The organism is uncultured Azonexus sp. (assembly GCF_937982035.1).
Lineage (GTDB): Bacteria > Pseudomonadota > Gammaproteobacteria > Burkholderiales > Rhodocyclaceae > Azonexus.
This window is the reverse complement of sequence record NZ_CALJNI010000001.1, coordinates 36245-55290: the sequence shown is the minus strand read 5'-3', so window position 1 is coordinate 55290 and position 19046 is coordinate 36245. Positions and strand designations below refer to the sequence as shown.

The window sequence follows — 19046 nt, the reverse complement described above, 5'->3', positions numbered from 1 at the left end:
TGGGCGACCATTGTCTCCTCCTTGCCCTTTTTGTCTATGGGTCCGGCGTGGCAAGCGCGCCGGACCGTCTGTAATGCAGCGACCGGCTTAAAGGCCGATCGCGGGTGCTGCCTTAACCCTTGAGCTGCTCCAGAATGGCCGGATTCTCGAGCGTCGAGGTGTCCTGCGTCAGTTCTTCGCCCTTGGCCAGGCCACGCAGCAGACGACGCATGATCTTGCCGGAACGGGTCTTGGGCAGGTTGTCGCCGAAACGGATGTCCTTCGGCTTGGCGATCGGACCGATCTCCTTGCCCACCCAGTCCTGCAGCTCCTTGACCATCTTCTTGGTGGCTTCCGGATCGCTCGGACGCTGGCCCTTGAGCACGACGAAGGCAACGATGGCTTCACCGGTCAGGTCGTCCGGACGGCCGACCACGGCAGCTTCGGCAACCAGCGGGTTGGCAACCAGCGCCGACTCGATTTCCATGGTGCCCATGCGGTGACCGGAAACGTTCAGCACATCGTCGATACGACCGGTGATGGTGAAGTAGCCGGTTTCGGCATCGCGGATCGCGCCGTCACCCGCCAGGTACAGCTTGCCCTGGAAGTCGGCCGGGAAGTAGGACTTGACGAAGCGTTCGTCGTCGCCCCAGATGGTACGGATCATCGACGGCCACGGCTTCTTGCAGACGAGGATGCCACCCTGGCCCCACGGCAGTTCGGCACCGGTCTCGTCGACCACGGCAAACTGGATGCCCGGGAAAGGCAGCGTGCAGGAACCCGGCACCAGCGGCGTCGCGCCCGGCATCGGGGTGATCATGTGACCACCGGTTTCGGTCTGCCAGAAGGTATCGACGATCGGGCAACGACCGCCGCCGACGTTCTCGTGGTACCACGTCCAGGCAGCCGGGTTGATCGGCTCGCCGACCGAACCGAGGATGCGCAGCGAAGACAGGTTGTAGCTCTTCGGATGGACAGCCGCATTGGTGTCGGAGGCCTTGATCAGCGAACGGATCGCGGTCGGGGCGGTGTAGAAGACGGTGGCCTTGTGATCCTGAATCATCTTCCAGAAACGGCCGGCATCCGGATAGGTCGGCACGCCTTCGAAGACGATTTCGGTGGCGCCGCAGGCCAGCGGGCCGTAAGCGATGTAGGTGTGGCCGGTGACCCAGCCGATGTCGGCGGTACACCAGAAGACATCGCTATCCTTGATGTCGAAGGTGTACTTCATGGTCAGGATGGCATGCAGCAGGTAGCCGCCGGTGGAGTGCTGGACGCCCTTCGGCTTGCCGGTCGAACCGGAGGTGTAGAGGATGAACAGCGGGTGCTCTGCACCGACCCATTCCGGCTCGCAGGTTTCCGGCTGGCTGGCCAGACCTTCGTGCAGCCACTCGTCGCGGCCGGCAACCATGGTCACATCCATGCCGGTACGCTTGAAGACGATGACGCCCTTGAGGGTATCGCAACCGCCCATGGCCAGGGCTTCGTCGGCGATGGCCTTGAGCGGCAGCGCCTTGCCGCCGCGGAACTGGCCGTCGGAGGTGATCAGCATGGTGGCGCCGGCATCGATGATGCGATCGCGCAGGGCCTGGGCGGAGAAGCCGCCGAAAACGATGGAGTGGGTGGCGCCGATACGGGCACAGGCCTGCATGGCGACGACGCCTTCAACGGTCATCGGCATGTAGATGACGACGCGGTCGCCCTTCTGCACGCCCTTGGCCTTGAGCAGGTTGGCCATCTTGCAGACCTTGACCAGCAGTTCCTTGTAGGTGACCTTGGTCACGTCGCCATTGTCGGCTTCGAAGATCAGCGCGACCTTGTCGCCCTTGCCGGCTTCGACCTGGCGATCCAGACAGTTGTAGGAGACGTTCAGCTTGCCGTCGGCAAACCACTTGTAAAACGGAGCATTGGACTCATCCAGCACCTGGGTGAAGGGTTCCTTCCAGGTGATCAGGTCACGGGCGCGCTTGGCCCAGAAACCTTCGTAGTCGGCTTCAGCTTCCGCGCACAGCGCCTTGTAGGCGTCCATCCCGGAAACCGCTGCGTTCTTAACGGTCTCTTCGGACGGATAGTAAAACTGCACGGACTCATTCGACATATTTATTCTCCTCTGCGGTACTTCGCGATTATGTTGAAACAACCGATCGGATCGCGGGCAAACACCCACGATGTAACAAAGCCGTACGCGCCTGGGCAAAGCTGCCACCCGTTCAAGCGTCAAGCCCACATTACACGACGATAATCTTACAAAGGCCTTACGAAATCACGCTGCGGCGCAGCATTCCGGCAATCAGGGAAAGCCGATTGCCAGCGTGTTAAACTTTTGCCCCGTCGCTCCGGACGCATCCACTCGATCGGCTGCCCGGACCCCCGACCCACCGATAACAAACCATTGATCCGGAGTTGCGCATGACCGCCATCAAGCAGGAAGACCTGATCCAGTCGATCGCCGATGCCTTCCAGTACATCAGCTACTACCACCCGCTCGATTACATCAAGGCACTGGGTGAAGCCTACGAGCGCGAGGAAAGCCCCGCCGCCAAGGACGCCATCGCGCAGATCCTGACCAATTCGCGGATGGCCGCCGAAGGCCACCGCCCGATCTGCCAGGACACCGGCATCGGCATGGTCTTCATCAAGGTCGGCATGCAGGTCACCTGGCCGGATGCGACGATGAGCATCCAGGAAATGATCAACGAAGGCGTCCGCCGCGCCTACGCCAATCCGGACAATCCGCTGCGCGCCTCGGTGCTGGCCGACCCGGCCGGCACGCGCAAGAACACCAAGGACAACACCCCGGCCGTTGTCCATTTTGAAATTGTCCCCGGCCATCACGTCGAGGTCATCTGCGCGGCCAAGGGCGGCGGCTCGGAAGCCAAGTCCAAGTTCGCCATGCTCAACCCGTCCGACGACCTGGTCGACTGGGTGCTCAAGAAGATCCCGGAAATGGGCGCCGGCTGGTGTCCGCCGGGTATCATCGGCATCGGCATCGGCGGCACGCCGGAAAAGGCCATGCTGCTGGCCAAAGAGTCGATCATGGCACCGGTCGACATCCACGAACTGAAGGCCAAGGCCGCCAGCGGCGCCAAGCTGAGCCGTCCGGAAGAACTGCGCCTCGAACTGATGGAAAAGATCAACGCGCTCGGCGTCGGCGCACAGGGCCTGGGCGGCCTGACCACGGTGCTCGACGTCAAGGTGCTCGATTACCCCTGTCACGCCGCCAACCTGCCGGTGGCGCTGGTGCCGAACTGCGCCGCGACCCGTCACTGCCATTTCCACCTCGACGGCTCCGGCCCGGCCAAGCTCGAACCGCCGAAGCTGGAAGACTGGCCGGCCGTGACCTGGACGCCGGACCTCAAGTCCGCCACCCGCGTCAACCTCGACACCCTGACCAAGGAAGAAGTCGCTTCCTGGAAGCCGGGCCAGAAGCTGCTGCTCAACGGCAAGATGCTGACCGGCCGCGACGCCGCCCACAAGCGCATCGCCGACATGCTGGCCAAGGGCGAGAAGCTGCCGGTCGATTTCACCAACCGCGTCATCTACTACGTCGGCCCGGTCGATCCGGTGCGCGATGAGGTCGTCGGCCCGGCCGGCCCGACCACCGCCACCCGCATGGACAAGTTCACCCGGATGATGCTGGAGCAGACCGGCCTGATCTCGATGATCGGCAAATCCGAGCGCGGCCCGGTCGCCATCGAGGCGATCAAGGACAACAAGTCGGCCTACCTGATGGCTGTCGGCGGCGCTGCCTACCTGGTCGCCAAGGCGATCAAGACGGCCAAGGTCGTCGGTTTCGCCGACCTCGGCATGGAAGCCATCTACGAGTTCGACGTCCAGGACATGCCGGTGACCGTCGCCGTCGATTCGTCCGGCATCAGCGTGCACGAAACCGGCCCGAAGGAATGGCAGATCAAGATCGGCAAGATCCCGGTCAAGGCCTGATTCCACGCCCTTTCCGCCAAGCCGCCCACCCGGGCGGCTTTTTCGTTGACCGGCGGCAGAAAAATTTTGTCACAAATCGTCGCAAAAAGGCGGTTTGAAATTGCGCGGCAGCCCCCAGATACTGCCGGTGTCGAATACGAAGGAGGAGATCCCCATGCCCCGCACCCGATTGAAACTCAGCCTTGCCGCCCTCGCCGTTTCCGCCGCCATCGGCGGTGCCTGGGCACTCGGCCCGGGACAGGCGCCGGTCGCCCAGATACCGCCGGCTGCCGTGACTACCCCGGTCGCCTTGCCGGCGCCGATCGGCTATCCCGACATGCGCAGCATCGTCGCCGCCAACGGCCCGGCCGTGGTCAACATCAGCGTCACCGGCAAACGCAGCGAAGGCGCGGCCGGCTTCCCGCAACTCGACCCGAACGACCCCTTCTACCATTTCTTCCGCCAGTTCCGCGGCATGGTGCCGCGCGAGAGCACGCCGACCCGCGGTCTCGGCTCCGGCTTCATCATCTCGGCGGACGGCCTGGTCATGACCAACGCCCACGTTGTCGCCGATGCCGACGAAGTCGTCGTCAAGCTCAACGACAAGCGCGAGTTCAAGGCCAGAATCCTCGGCCAGGACAAGGCCAGCGATGTCGCCGTGCTGCGCATCGAAGGTCGCAACCTGCCGACCGTACGCATCGGCAACAGTCGCCAGGCCCAGGTCGGCGACTGGGTGCTGGCCATCGGCTCGCCCTTCGGTTTCGAATCCAGCGCCAGCGCCGGCATCATTTCAGCCAAGTCGCGCAGCCTGCCCGACGGCAGCTACGTACCCTTCCTGCAGACCGACGTGGCGGTCAACCCGGGCAACTCCGGTGGCCCGCTGTTCAACATGCAGGGCGAGGTGATCGGCATCAATTCACAGATCTACTCACGCAGCGGCGGCTTCCAGGGCCTGTCCTTCGCCATCCCGATCGAACTGGCGATCAACGTGCAGCAGCAGATCGTCAAGCACGGCAAGGTCGAGCGCGGTCGCATTGGCATCAGCATCCAGGAGATCGACCAGTCGCTGGCCGACAGCTTCGGCCTCAGCCGGCCGGCCGGCGCCCTGGTGACCTCGGTGGACAAGGACGGCCCCGCGGGCAAGGCCGGACTAGAAGCGGGCGATGTGATCCTCGGCATCGATGGCGAAAGGGTAGAACTGTCGGGCGAACTGCCCGCCATCGTCGCCGCCAAGCGCCCCGGCGAGAACGTCCGCCTGCAGGTCTGGCGCAACCGTGCCGCCCGCGACATCGTCGTCCAGGTCGGTGCTTTCGAGGAAGAACGCAGCGCCAGCGCCGAGGCCCCCACCGGCGGCCAGAACCGCCTTGGCGTCGCCGTCCGCCCGCTGACGGCCGAAGAAAAACGCCGGACCGGCAGCAGCGGCAACCTGCTCGTCGAACGGAGCGGCGGACCCGCCGCACGGGCGGGCATCCGCGCCGGCGACATCATCGTCTCGGTCAATGGTCAGGCAGTCGGCGATGCCGACAAGCTGAAGGCTGCCCTGGCCCAGTCCGGCAAGCGTGCGGCCATCCTGATCGAGCGCGGCAACACCCGCCTCTTCGTGCCGGTCGAGTTGGGCTGATCGCCACAGCACTCAAGAAAATGGCCGGGATTTCCCGGCCATTTTTGTTTTCAGTTCAGTTTTTCCGGACTACCGCAGCACTGCTTGAACTTCTTGCCGCTGCCGCAGGGACAGGGATCGTTGCGTCCGGTCTTGGGCTCGTCGCGCTGCACCGTCGCCCCGCCGCGCTTGGCGCGCCAGAAGTTGTACAGCGTCTGCACGATCACCGGCAGGTTGTCCTGGAGGTCGGCCAGCAGACGCGCTTCCTCGGCCGGATTGAACCAGCGCTCACCGTTCTTCTCGGCATCTTCCTTGAGCATGCCGTTGAGCATGAACATCGGCTCGAGCAACTCGGACAGATCGTCGGCATGCTTGCCGGCCAGCTCGTACCAGTCACCGCCAAGACCGGCGCCGTAGACATAGGCATCGGCCCAGGCAGCGAAATCGTATTCCTCGGAATTCTCGTCGACCGGGTAAAGCATCGGCGACATCGTCTCGTCGTCGAACAGCGACTTGGCGATATCGTTGTTCAGGCGCATCAGCAGTTCGACCGTCTCGGCCACCACCGGATCGTCGCTTTTGTCGGCACCGGGGCCGAGCACTTCCGGCAACCAGACCGACGGCTGAACCGGTTCCGGGCTGCTGACCACGGCACAGATCAGCGCCTGTGCCTCGTCGAGACGCATCGCGTCCTCGCCGAACACCTCGGCTTCAAGCAATTCTTCAAGCCGGTCGAAATCGGCCTCGGTCAGGGGATTGGGATTCATGGGCTGTTCCTTGGCAATGGGCGAATGATAGCCCAGTTTCAGAGTCCCCGCGCCCAGACCGGACGCAGCCTTGCCTCGCCGGCGATGGCCTGGCGCACCTGGGCGAGCAGGCGTTCCTTGTCGGCACCGAGCGTGCCCTTGAGGATCAACCAGTTCGATGCGTGGTCGGAACGAAACACCGTACGCTTGAGTTCCAGGCCGCTCAGGAAAGTCTCCATCTCGGCGAAAAGTTCGGACTGAGCCAGCGGTTCCCAGCCGGGGAAACCGGCGCGAAGGCGCTGTTCGCCCTTGGGAAAGCTGACCACCAGCGTTGCCAGATATTCCGGCTGGGTGGCGTTGGCCAGGCGCGCCGAATTTTCCGCGTGCTGACGCCACAGTTCGCGCCCGCCGAGGCCGTTGAGGATCATCACCGAACGGCTGATGCCGGCAGCGCCGAGCTTGTTCAGCGCGTCGACCGTGGAATCGAAGGTCTCACCCTTGCTGACGGCTGCCAGCACCGCATCGTCGCCCGATTCGGCGCCGACATAGACCATCGAGAGGCCGGCAGCGGCCAGTTCGTCGATTTCCTGCTGGCTTTTCTTCTTCAGGTTGCGCGGCAGGCAGTAGCTGGAAATGCGGCGCACCGCCGGCAGGTGGGTGCGGATCGCTTCGAGCACGGTCAGCAGCCGGCGCGTCGGCAAAACCAGCGCGTCGCCGTCGGCCAGGAAGACGCGGCGGATGTCGCTGCCGTAGCGCTCACCGGTGGCACGGATGCTGTCCAGCACTTCGGACTCATCGCGGGCGCGGAATTTCTTCTGCGGCGCGGTGTACATCTCGCAGAAGGTGCACTGGTTCCACGAACAGCCGTCGGTCACCGGCAGGATCAGCGACTCGGCTTCCGACGGCGGCCGGAACACCGGCTCGACGTAGCGGATCGGAATCATGCGCCGACCTTGGCGATGAAGCTGGCCGGCACCCTGGCCTTGCTGCGCGTTGCGTAATCGAAGAAGACGATGCCGTGCTTGCCACGGGCAACTTCGCGGCCACTGGCCTGGTCATTCAGTTGCCAGAGCAGGTCGCAACCGTGTTCGTGGAAGTCGGCGGTAGCGAAGCCGATCACCAGCGTCTCGCCGTGGAAGGCTTCTGAACGGTACTGGGCGGCGACATCGGCGACGATGATGCCCGGTCCGTCCACATCCATTTCGCTCCAGCCAAAATGTTTGAAGAAACGTACCCGCGCCTCGGCGACCAGCATCAGCAGCGCGGCATTGTCGAGGTGGTGACCGTAATTGATGTGCTGGATATAGATGGGAACCTCGGTCGCAAAGACAAAGGTTTCAGGCAGTTCGATGCGGATGCGGGCCATGGCAAAAGAGTTTCCGGGAAAGCCCGCATTCTAGGTCGGAAGACTCATTTCCCGAACAGTCCCTTGAATTTGTCACCCAGCTTTTCCTGGAGTTTTTCGTTGGCCTTTTGCTTGAGTTCCTGCTTCTTTTCCTCGACCTTGGCCTTGGCTGCATCCTTGAGCAGATCATTGACTTCGAGCGAGTACGACAGCTTATCGAACGGACCGCGCAGGCGGATCGGCACGGTGATGCCGCGCAATTCGGCGATATCCTTGCCTTCCTGCCCCTTCGAGGTCTCGACGATGCTGACCCTGGCCAGATAGTCGATACGACTGTTGCCGATGTCGATGTCGCCGGCACCGCCCAGGCGCAGCAGCGGCGACTTCATGGCCAGATCGTCGTTGCGCGCCACCCCGCCGGCAATCCGGAAGGAAGCGGTCAGTTCCGAGAAGTCGGTCTTTTCCGTCGCGCTGGCCGTGCTGCTGGCGGCCTGACCGGATTTGAGCACGGCCTTGGCATCGCGCAGCATTTTGCCGACATTGACCCCGCGTACCGCGCCGTCGCGCAGTTCGAGTACCGCCTGACCGGCCAGCGCCCGTTTCAGGGCATCGGCGTTGGCCCCACGCGTATTCACATCGAGCGACAAGCTGCCCCGACCTTCCAGCGGCTCCTTGTCGATGGCGTCCTTCATCAGCGCCCGGATATCGACCCCGGCCAGTTTCTGGCGCACCGTAAACACATTGCCGCGGGCATTGACGCCCAGCGCACCATCGAGGCTGCCACCATAGAGCCTGGCCGTCATCGGCGAGATATCCAATCGGCCGTTGGCTGCCGCGATCCGGGCATCGAGCGTCGACACTTTCAGGCCCTGTGCCTGCAGTTGTCCGATCGTCACCCGGCCACGGAAATTCAGATCGTTGATCGCCGACAGGTCGATGGCGTCGTCGGCCTTGCCCTTGGGCGCAGGCGCGCCGCCGGACGGCTGCGCCCTGGCTGTACCGGCATCGGCACGCGGTTTCGGGGGCAGGTAGCGGTCGACATTCAACTGATCGATCTTCAGGTCGAAATCGAAAAGCAACGGCGAGAAGCGCTCGACCGCCAGTTGCAGCCCGATTTTCGATTCGTCGAGCCGGGTATCGAGCCCCAGGCGGGCGCTCGCCTTGGCCAGATCGACGGCCAGCTTGCCGGACAAAGGCAGTTTCAGGCTGCGCATTGGCAGCTTGCTGCTGACCAGGCCCAGGTTGCCGGAAAACGGTGTTTCCAGACGCTGTCCGGCCAGGCGGATGGCCGGCATGTCGATGGCAAAATCGAAACTGTCGTCGCCGCTGCTGCCGCGCGTTGCCAGCTTGAGCGCGTCAATCGCCAGGGTGGCGGCAGCGCTGTCGGCCTGCAGGCGACCGGTCGAAAAATCAATCGAGGAAAGCTGGGTCGTTTTGCCTGCCGCCTCATCACGCCAGGTGAAGCGGGCGTTGCGCAAAGCCAGACCGGCGATGTCCACCTGCAGCGGCTGGCTGTCCTCTGCGGTTGCGGCGGCGGGCTTGGCCTCGATCGCCGGTTTTTCGTTCTGCCCGGCCAGCAGATCCTCGATATTGAGCGCCCCGTCGCGCCGCTTGATCAGCGTCAGCGCCAGACCGTCGATCTCGATTTCCCGCGCTTCCAGCCGCCCGGACAACAGCGGCATCACCGCCACGGCGACGCGCAGCGAATCGATGGCGGCAAAATCCGTCTTGCCGTCGGCTTCCGACAGGCTGACGCGACCGGCGCGCACCGCCAGTTCCGGCCAGATCGACAGGCCGACCTCGCCATCGATGGTCAGTACCCGACCGGTCTTGGCGGCCACCTGTTCGGTAATCTGGCGTTTGATCGCCTCGGCGTCGAACAGGGCATAAACGATACCGGCCGCGACGGCCAGCAGGGCGAACAATACGGCGAAAACCACAGCGATCTTGCGCATGACGGACATCGATTCGAACCCCAGATGAACAAGCAGGAACGAGCCTAACAAATCCGGCGCCGGCAAGTGTTCAAAAATGTAAGCCTTCCTGTTGTCTGCAACATTACGCCGCTAAACTGCGCACATGAAGCAATCTTCCCCCGTCCGCGACACCTTCCTGATCTTCCTCCGCCTCGGCCTGACCGCCTTCGGCGGCCCGGTCGCCCACCTTGGCTATTTCCGCGAGGAATTTGTTCATCGTCGCCGCTGGCTGAGCGACGCGGCCTACGCCGATCTGGTCGCGCTCTGCCAGTTCCTGCCCGGCCCGGCGAGCAGCCAGGTCGGTCTGGCGCTCGGTCTGCAACGCGCCGGTTATCGCGGCGCGCTGGCCGCCTGGTGCGGCTTCACGCTGCCGTCGGCGATCCTGCTCATCCTGTTTGCCATTGGTCTGGTCGAATTCGGCGACCGCCTGCCCGGCGGCCTGATCGCCGGCCTCAAGATCGTCGCCGTCACCGTCGTCGCGCAGGCGGTCTGGGGCATGGCCAAAAGCCTCTGCCCGGACTGGCCCCGGCGCGTACTGGCGCTGGCAGCCGCCGCATTTCTGCTCGCCCTGCCGTCGGCCTGGAGCCAGATCGGCGTGATTATCGTCGGCGGACTGATCGGCCTGAGTCTCAAGCAGTCAGGCGTCACCGCCCCCGGCGAAGCGCTCGCCGCCGGCGTCTGGCTGCTGCTCTTCTTCCTGGGGCTGGCCGGACTGCCGCTGCTGGCACAGGCCTTCCCCGGACAGGCGCTGGCCATGGTCGATGCGTTTTACCGGGCCGGCGCCCTGGTCTTCGGCGGCGGGCATGTGGTGCTGCCGCTGCTGCAGGCTGAAACTGTCGCTCCGGGCTGGATCGGCAGCGAGACTTTCCTGGCCGGTTACGGTGCGGCGCAGGCGGTGCCTGGCCCGCTGTTCACCTTCGCCGCCTTCCTCGGCGCCGCCGGTAACCTCGCACCCAACGGCTGGGGCGGCGGTCTGCTGGCGCTGGCGGCCATCTTCCTGCCGGCCTTTCTGCTGCTGGCCGGCGCGCTGCCCTTCTGGGACGCGCTGCGCACCAACAACCGCGCCCGTGCCGCCCTGGCCGGCGTCAATGCCGTGGTCGTCGGCATCCTGCTGGCGGCGCTCTACGACCCGGTATGGACCAGCGCCATCCACGGGCCGCTGGAACTGCTGCTCGCCGCCCTCGCCTTCACCGCGCTGATGTTCGGCAAGCAGGCACCGTGGCGCGTCGTCGCCGGCTGCGCGCTGGCCGGCGCCCTCCTCCTCTAGCTGCGCGCTGCCGCGCCGCAGGCGTGGCAGAAACGGGCGAAGGCACTCTTGCGCTCGTTGCAGGCGCTACAGTGGTCGAACAGACAGATGCCACAGTGTGGGCAGTAATCGATGGCGTTATTGGTCAGATCGACGGCGCGCTCGCAACCGGGGCAGACCTTCTTGCCCAGCCGCGCCAGCGCCACGTCGTAGGACAGCTCCTTGCGCCGCTCGACGTCGGGCAGGGCCTCGGCCTGTTTCTGGCGCTCCAGGTAACGATTCAGGGCAATGATGGCGTAACGCCCGACCAGGACGGTGAGCACGATGCCGACCACGTAGCGCACCCAGCCGCCGTAACTCGGGATGTAGGGCACCAGTTCGACGAAGAAGGCAAACAGGGCGAAGTAGATGAAACCCCAGACGAACGGCCACCAGGTGCTCTTGCGCTGCCTGGCGAACAGCCAGCCGGCGACCGCCAGTAGCGGCAGGGTCAGCGCCAGGCGGTAGCCGAAGACGCGCAATTCCTGGCCGCGCAATTCGTCGTGATAGCGCTCGCCGGCCGCCTCGCGCATGTCGCTCAGCGCTTGCCGGGCGCGGCTTTCCGCCTGTTGCTGGTCGAGCAGGGCCTGCTGCTGGGTCTGCACCGCCGCCAGCGCCTGACGCTCGGCGGCTTTCAGGGCATCGAGCTCGCTGGTACGGGCGATCAGCTCCTGATCCTGCTCGGCGCGTTGCGTCGCCCGTCGGGTCGCCAGCCAGTTGTTGAAGGTGTCGCGGGCAGTGCTCGCGTCCGAACGGGCGATGTTCAGTTTCAGTTGCGCCTGGTCATGCGCATCCTGCGCCGTCTGGCGGGCCTGCTGCGCGGCTTCGATCTCGGCGCGCAGGCGCTCGGCGGCCGCCTGGTCGAGGAAGCTGTCCAAGCTCAGCCGCTGCTCGACGCGCGGCAGGTTTTCAACGATATTGCCGCCCAGCCCGATCAGGAAACTGGCGAAGACCACGGCAACGATCCACAATCCGAAGCGGAACCAGCGTTCCGACCAACGCAGTGCCTTGCTCATCGACGGCGCCTCACTGTGATGAAAAGCGCATGTTACCTGTCGGCGGGCAAATTGACTTCGCCGATTGCCGGCCTAGAATCGCATCCCCATGCTGCCCGACCCAATCCGCCTTCGCCCCAGCCAAGCCACCGACCTGCCGTCGATACTGGCCGTGCAGCGCCTGTGCTACCCGCCGGCGATGAACGAGGATGCCGCAACCTGGCAGCAGCGCCTGGACACGGCAGCGGAATTTGCCTGGGTGGCGGAAAGAAACGGTGAAATCTGCGCCTATCTGGCGACCTACCCGTCGCGACTGGGCAAGGTGACGCCGCTGGGCGGCGCTTTCGAGCTGGCCGGATCGGCCGACTGCCTCTATTTTCACGATCTGGCGGTATCGCCCTCGGCTGCCGGCTGCGGCCTGGGCGCGGCGCTGGTCGGCCACGCCCTGCAAGCCGCCCGCCAACGCGGGCTGGCGCATGCGGCCCTGGTTTGCGTGCAGGCGGCATTCAGCTTCTGGCAGCGCCAGGGCTTCGTCGACCACGAGGCGCTGTCGCCGGCAGGCGCAACGGCCCTGGCGACCTACCCCGGGCCGGCACGCTACATGTCGCGGCCGGCCGGCTGACGACTCAGATTTCGCTGATCACCGAAGCGACCGGCAGACGCGACTTCGGCAGCGTGGCGTTGAAATCCTGCGCGCTGCCATAGCCGAGCGCAGTCAGCAGCACGCAGCGCAGCCCCTGGGCTTCGAGACCGAGGGCCGCATCGACGGCGGCGGCATCGATCCCTTCCATCGGGCAGGCGTCGATGCCGAGCGCGGCGGCGCCAAAGAGCAGCGAGCCGAGGGCGATGTAGATCTGCTTCTCGGTCCACCGCGGCAGGTCGTTCAACTGGTCACGATGCAGCGTGGTGTAGAAGACGCGGGCGTTGTGCTGCATTTCCTTCGCTTCCGGCGTGGCGAAGCGGCCATCGCGCGTTTCCTGCTCGATCAGGGCCTGCAGGTGGGCATCGTCGAGGTCGCGACGGACACAGAGGACAACCACGTGCGAGGCATTGCGCACCTTGGGCGCGTTGTATTCGAAACGACCGGCCAGCGTTGCCGCAATCTTTTCCTTGCCTTCCTCGGTGCTGGCAATGATGTAGTGCCAGGGCTGCGAATTGACCGACGACGGCGCAAAGCGCAGCAGCGTCTTCAACTGTTCGATGGCCGTGGGATCGATCTTGCGGGTCGGATCGAAGGCCTTGCAGGTACGGCGGGTGGTGGCGATTTCGGCGATGTTCATGGGTGCTCCTGGTAAATGATCGACAGCTAGGTGTGCGAGATTAGCAGGAAGTTCCCGCAGCGTGACCGATCAGCCTTCCTTGTCGTCAATCGCCATCAATTCGAGGCCGTGGCTACCCATTCCAACCGCGCAGGCGCCGTGCTCGCCGACCACCTTGTAGCACTGGTTGCCGAGATGCACCTCGACCCCTTCGCACAGCAGCTCTTTGGCCACCACACGGGATTGCTGCGACAGCTCGATCTTGTGGGTCAGCGCATCCTGTTCCTCGCGCATTTCGGCGATCTGCGCCGACAACTGGGCGGCGGTGGCACGCGCCTTGGCGATCATCTCGGGGCGCAGGCGGCCGGGATTCTTGCCGGCGAAGTCGAGCAGCTTGGCGACCTCGAGCAGTTGCGTTTCATGCTCGTCGCGGACCTTGCTCATCTGCAGCAGTTGCTTGTGCATCAACGGATTGACGCCGATGGCGCAATGCGTCAGCACGCGGTTGGGCGAACCGACGACCTTGCCGGTGATCGACAGCGTCGCCTGCAGATGACCGCCGATGATGTGGCCGCGCCGCTTGCCGCCGACATTGATGTGGTTGATCGCGGTCAGTTCGCACTGCATCGCCGTATCGTCGATGAAGATGCTGTCGCCCGCCTCGATCCTGGCCTGCTGGGCATAGGCCGAGTGAAAGCTGCCGCCGCAGCGGATATGGCATTCCTCGCTGGTCTTGCGCCCGAGCGAGCCCATGGCGCCGCCCTTGACGACGATGCTGCCACCCGCTTCCAGCGTGCCCATGTCGACCACGCCGCCGACTTCGATGTCGCCGGAAGCGCGCACCGTCATGCCGGTGCACACATCGCCGGCGACCACGACGCTGCCGTCGAATTCGACGTTGCCGGTGGCGGTTGATACCGTCGCCACGCGATAGACCGGCTCGACCATCATGCCGCCGGCCACGACCACCGGCTGGCCGTTGATTGCCGCCACCAGCAGGTCGGGATTGGCCGGATCGAAGGCGGTGCCGGGCAGCGAAGCGGCGTACATCACCGCCTTGCCCGGTGTCGCCGGGATCGTCTCACCAAGCAGACTGCGCCCGGGCGTGCCTTCGGTCGGCGGATGACGCAGCATCAGCCAGTCGCCGCTGTGCACGACGAAGATGTCGCCGAGATCGCGGTAATCGGTATGGCCGCTGGCATCGACCTGGGGACGACGATCGCGGACTTCCGGCAGCAGCGACTCGAGCCGCCCGTCGGCGCCATTCACCGGCGGCACGCCGCGGGCAATGACGACATGGCTGGCGCTGCCACCGGCAACGGCGGTTTCGATCGCCGCCATGTCGATGCCTTCGCCGATCCCGTTGTCGGCCAGCAGCGCGAGCACGGCGTCAACCGTGGCTGCTGCCCCGCCCTCGGACGGCGCAATGTTCAGCCAGGCTTCGACGGCATCCGGGGATATCTCGATACTGACTGCAGCATCGATGGCTTCGGCAATCGGCAGCGTGCTGGCAACACCGGCATTGAGACTGGCCAGCAGGCCGATGGCCATGTTCGGCAGGTAACGCAGCGTAGCCCAACCCTGCGCAGCCAGGAATTCGCGCAGGCCGGGCTCGTCCAGCGGCGGCGCCTCGCGGTCGGTGATCACGGTCGCCAGCAGCTTCTTCGACGCCTCGTCGAAGTGCAGTTGCAGCGCCGGCCCAGTGTTTTCTTGGTCCACGGCTTGTCTCCCTCACTCCCAGGGTTATCGGCGAATTGTTATTTTTAGCTACCATACGCCAATTTTGCGAAATGTGGGAATGTGCAAAAAACCGCGCACAAGCCGACGCAGCGGCTAAAATCCTGCAGCCTTTCCGGCCGGCACCGCCGGCTTCCGTTTACACAACCCTTCCGCGCCCGATGACCGACTATTCCGCTGCTTCGATCCGCGTCCTCAAGGACCTTGAACCCGTCAAGGAACGCCCGGGGATGTATACCAGGACGACCTGCCCGACGCACATCGTCCAGGAAGTCATCGACAACGCCGCCGACGAGGCGCTGGCCGGCTTCGCCAAAAAGATTGCAGTGCGCATCGGCGCCGACGGCGTCATCGAGGTGTCCGACAACGGCCGCGGCATCCCGGTCGAAATCCATCCGGAAGAAGGCAAGCCGGCGGTCGAGCTGGTGTTCTGCAAGCTGCATGCCGGCGGCAAGTTCAACAAGAAGGAATCGGGCAACGCCTACCGTTTCTCCGGCGGTCTGCACGGCGTCGGCGTGTCGGTGACCAACGCGCTGTCCACCCGCCTGGAAGTCGAGATCAAGCGCGCTGGCGGCGTGCACAAGATCGTCTTCGCCGACGGTTTCGTCGTCGAGCCGCTGGCGAAAATCGGCGAGGTCGGCCCGCGCACCACCGGCACCACGGTACGCATCTCGCCCGACCCCAAGTATTTCGATTCACCGAAGGTCAACCTCGGCCAGCTCGAACACCTGCTGCGCTCGAAGGCCGTGCTGATGCCCAACGTCACCGTCGAGCTGGAAATCGACGGTCAGGACAAGAAGGTCTGGTGCTACCAGAACGGCATGGCCGACTACCTGGCCGAAATGATGGCCGGCACGCCGGTGGCGCCGATTTTCGTCGGCGAGAAATATGTTGCCGTGGAAAATGGTTTCGCCGTCGGCGAAGGCGCAACCTGGGCGCTGGCCTGGTTCGAGGAAGGCGGCGGCAAGCCGGAAAGTTACGTCAACCTGATCCCGACGCTCGACGGCGGCACCCACGAGGCCGGCCTGAAATCCGGCGTGTTCGAGGCGGTCAAGGCCTTCGCCGAACACCACGCGATCCTGCCGGCAAAAGTGAAGCTGGCGCAGGAAGACGTCTGCGGCAAGATGACCTACCTGCTCTCGGCCAAGGTGCTCGACCCACAATTCCAGGGCCAGACCAAGGAAAAGCTGACCAGCCGCGACGCCTACAAGCTGGTCGCCCAGATGGTGCGCGACCCGTTCGAACTGTGGTTGAACAACCACGCCGACTTCGGCAAGAAGATCGCCGAACTGGCGGTCAAGGCCGCACAGAACCGGCTGAAATCGACGCAGAAGGTCGAAAAGAAGAAATCCTCCGGCATCGCCACCCTGCCCGGCAAGCTGACCGACTGCGAATCCGACGACATCAGCCGCAACGAACTCTTCCTGGTCGAGGGCGACTCGGCCGGCGGCTCGGCCAAGCAGGGCCGCGACAAGGAAACGCAAGCCGTGCTGCCGCTGCGCGGCAAGGTTCTCAACACCTGGGAAGTCGAACGCGACCAGCTGTTCAAGAACAACGAAGTGCACGACATCTCGGTGGCGGTCGGCGTCGACCCGCACGGCATCGACCAGCTCGACAGCATTGACCTCTCCGGCCTGCGCTACGGCCGCATCATCGTCATGTCCGACGCCGACGTCGACGGCTCGCACATCCAGGTCCTGCTGTTCACGCTCTTCCTCAAGCACTTCCCGGCACTGGTCGAGAAGGGCCACATCCACGTCGCCCAGCCGCCGCTGTTCCGCGTCGACGTCGAAGCCCGCGGCCACACGCGCAAGATCTACTGTCTCGACGAAGCCGAGAAGGAGCAGACCCTGCACAAGCTGCGCGAGGAAGGCATCAACGAGAACAAGATCACCGTCTCGCGCTTCAAGGGCCTCGGTGAAATGAACCCGGACCAGCTCTGGGAAACCACGCTCTGCCCGGACACCCGCCGGCTGGTGCCGTTCCAGGCACCGCGCGAGACCCTGGTCGAAATGGCCCGGACCTTCACGCTGCTGATGGGCAAAGGCGAGGCCGCCGGCCGCCGGGCCTGGATGGAGAAGGACGGCGGGCTGGTCGAGACGGATGTCTGAGAGCGCACCGTTACAAAAATCCCCTAAAAAGCCGGTGTGCCGTCAACAGCCGCCGGGCGCCGGACGGCTATGATCTCGGCACCATGATTTCCGCGCGTTTTTCCGCCTCGTCCACCAGCCGCCGTGCCTTGCTCCTTGCGGGTGCCCTGCTGCTCTCCGGTTGCATGACCCTGCCCGGCAGCAAGCCCGAACCGGCACCGGCCCCCGTCGTCGTCACCCCGCCGCCGGTACCAGCCAAGCCGAAGATCGGCCTGGTGCTGGGCGGTGGCGCCGCGCGCGGCTTCGCCCATATCGGCGTGATCAAGATGCTCGAATCGCATGGCATCGTGCCCGATTACGTCGTCGGCACCAGCGCCGGTGCTGTCGTCGGTTCGCTCTACGCGGGCGGCTTCGACGCCTTCGCCATGCAGAAGCTGGCGATCCAGCTCGACGAAACGCTGTTCGCCGACTGGACGCTGCGCGGTCCCGGCCTGCTCAAGGGCGAGGCGCTGCAGTCCTTCGTCAACCAGCACCTCAAACGCCGGCCGCTGGAAAAACTGAACATTCCTTTCGGGACCGTCGTCACCGATCTCAACAGCGGCGAACGCGTCGTTTTCCGCAGCGGCGACAGCGGCATGGCGGTGCGCGCGTCGGCGGCCGTCCCCGGCGTTTTCCAGCCGGTGGCGATCAACGGCCGGCAATACGTCGACGGCGGCCTGACCAGCCCGGTGCCGGTGCGCGCGGTGCGCGAGATGGGTGCCGATTTCGTCATTGCCGTCGACATTTCCGCGACCGCCGAAGGCCAGCCGGTCGACAGCATGAGCGCGATTCTCTGGCAGACGACGACGATCATGGGCAACGTCATCGGCAAGACCGAACTGGCCGAAGCCGACATCGTCATCCGCCCGCGCCTGCCCTACGTCAAATCCTGGAATTTCGCCGCCCGCCACGAGGCGATGATCGAGGGCGAACGGGCCGCGCAAGCGGCGCTGCCGGCGATCCGCAGCAAACTGCTGCGGTGAACGCCGGGCGCGGCTATCATCGGGGCGTCGCCCCAGCGGAGTCCGCCCCGATGACCAGCAGTCCCCTGCCCTCCCGGATCAACCTCGCCCTGCAGGGCGGCGGCGCCCACGGCGCCTTCACCTGGGGCGTGCTCGACGCGCTGCTCGAGGACAAATCGATCGACTTCGAAGGCGTCAGCGGCACCAGCGCCGGCGCCATGAACGCCGCCTGCCTGGCCCACGGCCTGCTGCATGGCGGCCGCGAGGGCGCGCGCCGGGCGCTGGCCGATTTCTGGCTGGCGATGGCCGAGACCATGCCGGCGCAGTTCGGCAACGCACAGGCGGCCAGCAGCATGGCGCCGGCGCTGAAGATGATGCTGCAATGGACCGACCATCTCAGCCCGGAGCAGTTGAATCCCTTCGACCTCAACCCGCTGCGCGACGTCATCGAGCGCCAGATCGACTTCGCCGGCCTGCGCGCCGCCAGCCCGGTCAAGCTGTTCATCGCCGCGACCCACGCCAATTCCGGCAAGCTGCGGCTGTTCCAGAACCACGAACTGTCGGCCGACACGCTGCTCGCTTCGGCCTGCCTGCCGACCATCCACCGGACCATCGAGATCGACGGCGAACCCTACTGGGATGGCGGCTACAGCGCCAACCCGGCGGTTTTCCCGCTGGTCTATCACTGCCAGTCGGCCGACATCCTGCTGGTCCTGCTGTCGCCGCTGCGTTTCAACGAAACCCCGGCCAGCGCCAAGGAAATCCGCGAGCGCCTGCGCGAACTGGCGTTCAACGCCACCTTCCTGCGCGAGATGCGGATGTTCGCCCACCTGCGCGAGCAGATCGCCAGCCAGCAGCCGCTCCCCGACTGGCTGCTCGACCGCCTGCCGGTGGCCCGCCTGGAACGCCGCTTCGCCCGCCTGCGCTTCCACGCGATCAGCGCCGACAGCGTGCTCGGCGAATTGCCGGCCGACAGCAAGCTGGCGGTCAACCGGGTTTTCTTCGAAAAATTGCGCGACCAGGGCCGCGCCCACGCCGGCCGCTGGCTGGCCGACCAGCGCGAGGCGCTCGGCCGGCGACCGACGCTCGATCTCGGCGCGCTGTTCTACTGA

15 protein-coding genes are annotated in these 19046 nt (G+C 65.1%); 7 read left to right on the top strand and 8 right to left on the bottom strand.

What is annotated here, in order from left to right; translation table 11 throughout:
- Positions 1-112 precede the first annotated feature (112 nt).
- Positions 113-2077 (bottom strand): acetate--CoA ligase, encoded by a 1965-nt coding sequence (acs, locus tag Q0799_RS00235; RefSeq protein WP_298392981.1) that lies wholly within the window; start codon positions 2075-2077, stop codon positions 113-115.
- A 311-nt stretch (positions 2078-2388) separates the two neighbouring features.
- Between acs and Q0799_RS00230 the strand changes: the two genes are divergently transcribed.
- Positions 2389-3921, top strand: a complete 1533-nt coding sequence (locus Q0799_RS00230) for a fumarate hydratase (protein WP_298392979.1) — start codon at positions 2389-2391, stop codon at positions 3919-3921.
- A gap of 154 nt (positions 3922-4075) precedes the next feature.
- A complete protein-coding gene (locus Q0799_RS00225; RefSeq protein WP_298392977.1) occupies positions 4076-5521 on the top strand; it encodes a Do family serine endopeptidase in 1446 nt (481 codons plus the stop codon).
- A 50-nt stretch (positions 5522-5571) separates the two neighbouring features.
- Here Q0799_RS00225 and Q0799_RS00220 read toward each other — a convergent pair whose 3' ends face one another.
- The 4 genes from Q0799_RS00220 to Q0799_RS00205 are packed head-to-tail and all read right to left on the bottom strand — an operon-like array spanning position 5572 to position 9546.
- Positions 5572-6267, bottom strand: coding sequence for a UPF0149 family protein (locus Q0799_RS00220; protein ID WP_298392975.1), 696 nt, complete (start codon positions 6265-6267; stop codon positions 5572-5574).
- A 38-nt stretch (positions 6268-6305) separates the two neighbouring features.
- Positions 6306-7190 carry a radical SAM protein gene (locus Q0799_RS00215; RefSeq protein WP_298392973.1) on the bottom strand — a complete coding sequence of 295 codons (885 nt, stop codon included), beginning with the start codon at positions 7188-7190 and terminating at the stop codon, positions 6306-6308.
- Positions 7187-7612, bottom strand: coding sequence for a thioesterase family protein (locus Q0799_RS00210; protein WP_298392971.1), 426 nt, complete (start codon positions 7610-7612; stop codon positions 7187-7189). The genes Q0799_RS00215 and Q0799_RS00210 overlap by 4 nt, the downstream gene beginning before the upstream one ends.
- A gap of 44 nt (positions 7613-7656) precedes the next feature.
- Entirely contained in the window at positions 7657-9546 is a 1890-nt protein-coding gene (locus Q0799_RS00205; RefSeq protein WP_298392969.1) for an AsmA family protein, read from the bottom strand.
- Between the two features lie 124 nt (positions 9547-9670).
- Here Q0799_RS00205 and chrA point away from each other — a divergent pair, with 124 nt between their 5' ends.
- Positions 9671-10834 carry a chromate efflux transporter gene (gene chrA, locus Q0799_RS00200; protein WP_298392967.1) on the top strand — a complete coding sequence of 388 codons (1164 nt, stop codon included), beginning with the start codon at positions 9671-9673 and terminating at the stop codon, positions 10832-10834.
- Here chrA and Q0799_RS00195 read toward each other — a convergent pair.
- Complete coding sequence (locus tag Q0799_RS00195) at positions 10831-11868, bottom strand: serine endopeptidase (RefSeq protein ID WP_298392965.1); 1038 nt, start codon at positions 11866-11868, stop codon at positions 10831-10833. The two genes, chrA and Q0799_RS00195, sit on opposite strands and share 4 nt — an antisense overlap.
- A gap of 88 nt (positions 11869-11956) precedes the next feature.
- Here Q0799_RS00195 and Q0799_RS00190 point away from each other — a divergent pair, with 88 nt between their 5' ends.
- Positions 11957-12469, top strand: coding sequence for a GNAT family N-acetyltransferase (locus Q0799_RS00190; RefSeq protein WP_298392963.1), 513 nt, complete (start codon positions 11957-11959; stop codon positions 12467-12469).
- Between the two features lie 4 nt (positions 12470-12473).
- Here the strand turns inward: Q0799_RS00190 and nfsB are convergent, their stop codons facing one another.
- Together nfsB and Q0799_RS00180 are read right to left on the bottom strand one after the other, a co-directional pair.
- Entirely contained in the window at positions 12474-13127 is a 654-nt protein-coding gene (gene nfsB, locus Q0799_RS00185; RefSeq protein WP_298392962.1) for an oxygen-insensitive NAD(P)H nitroreductase, read from the bottom strand.
- Between the two features lie 69 nt (positions 13128-13196).
- Positions 13197-14825 carry a DUF342 domain-containing protein gene (locus Q0799_RS00180; protein ID WP_298392961.1) on the bottom strand — a complete coding sequence of 543 codons (1629 nt, stop codon included), beginning with the start codon at positions 14823-14825 and terminating at the stop codon, positions 13197-13199.
- 179 nt (positions 14826-15004) lie between these two features.
- On the opposite strand from Q0799_RS00180, the gene parE reads away from it, so the two are divergent.
- From parE to Q0799_RS00165, 3 genes are all read left to right on the top strand, one after another.
- Positions 15005-16954, top strand: coding sequence for a DNA topoisomerase IV subunit B (parE, locus tag Q0799_RS00175; RefSeq protein WP_298392960.1), 1950 nt, complete (start codon positions 15005-15007; stop codon positions 16952-16954).
- Positions 16955-17037: 83 nt separating this feature from the next.
- Positions 17038-17955, top strand: coding sequence for a patatin-like phospholipase family protein (locus tag Q0799_RS00170; RefSeq protein WP_298392958.1), 918 nt, complete (start codon positions 17038-17040; stop codon positions 17953-17955).
- 50 nt (positions 17956-18005) lie between these two features.
- Positions 18006-19046: a patatin-like phospholipase family protein gene (locus Q0799_RS00165; RefSeq protein ID WP_298392956.1), complete on the top strand. Its 1041-nt coding sequence runs from the start codon at positions 18006-18008 to the stop codon at positions 19044-19046.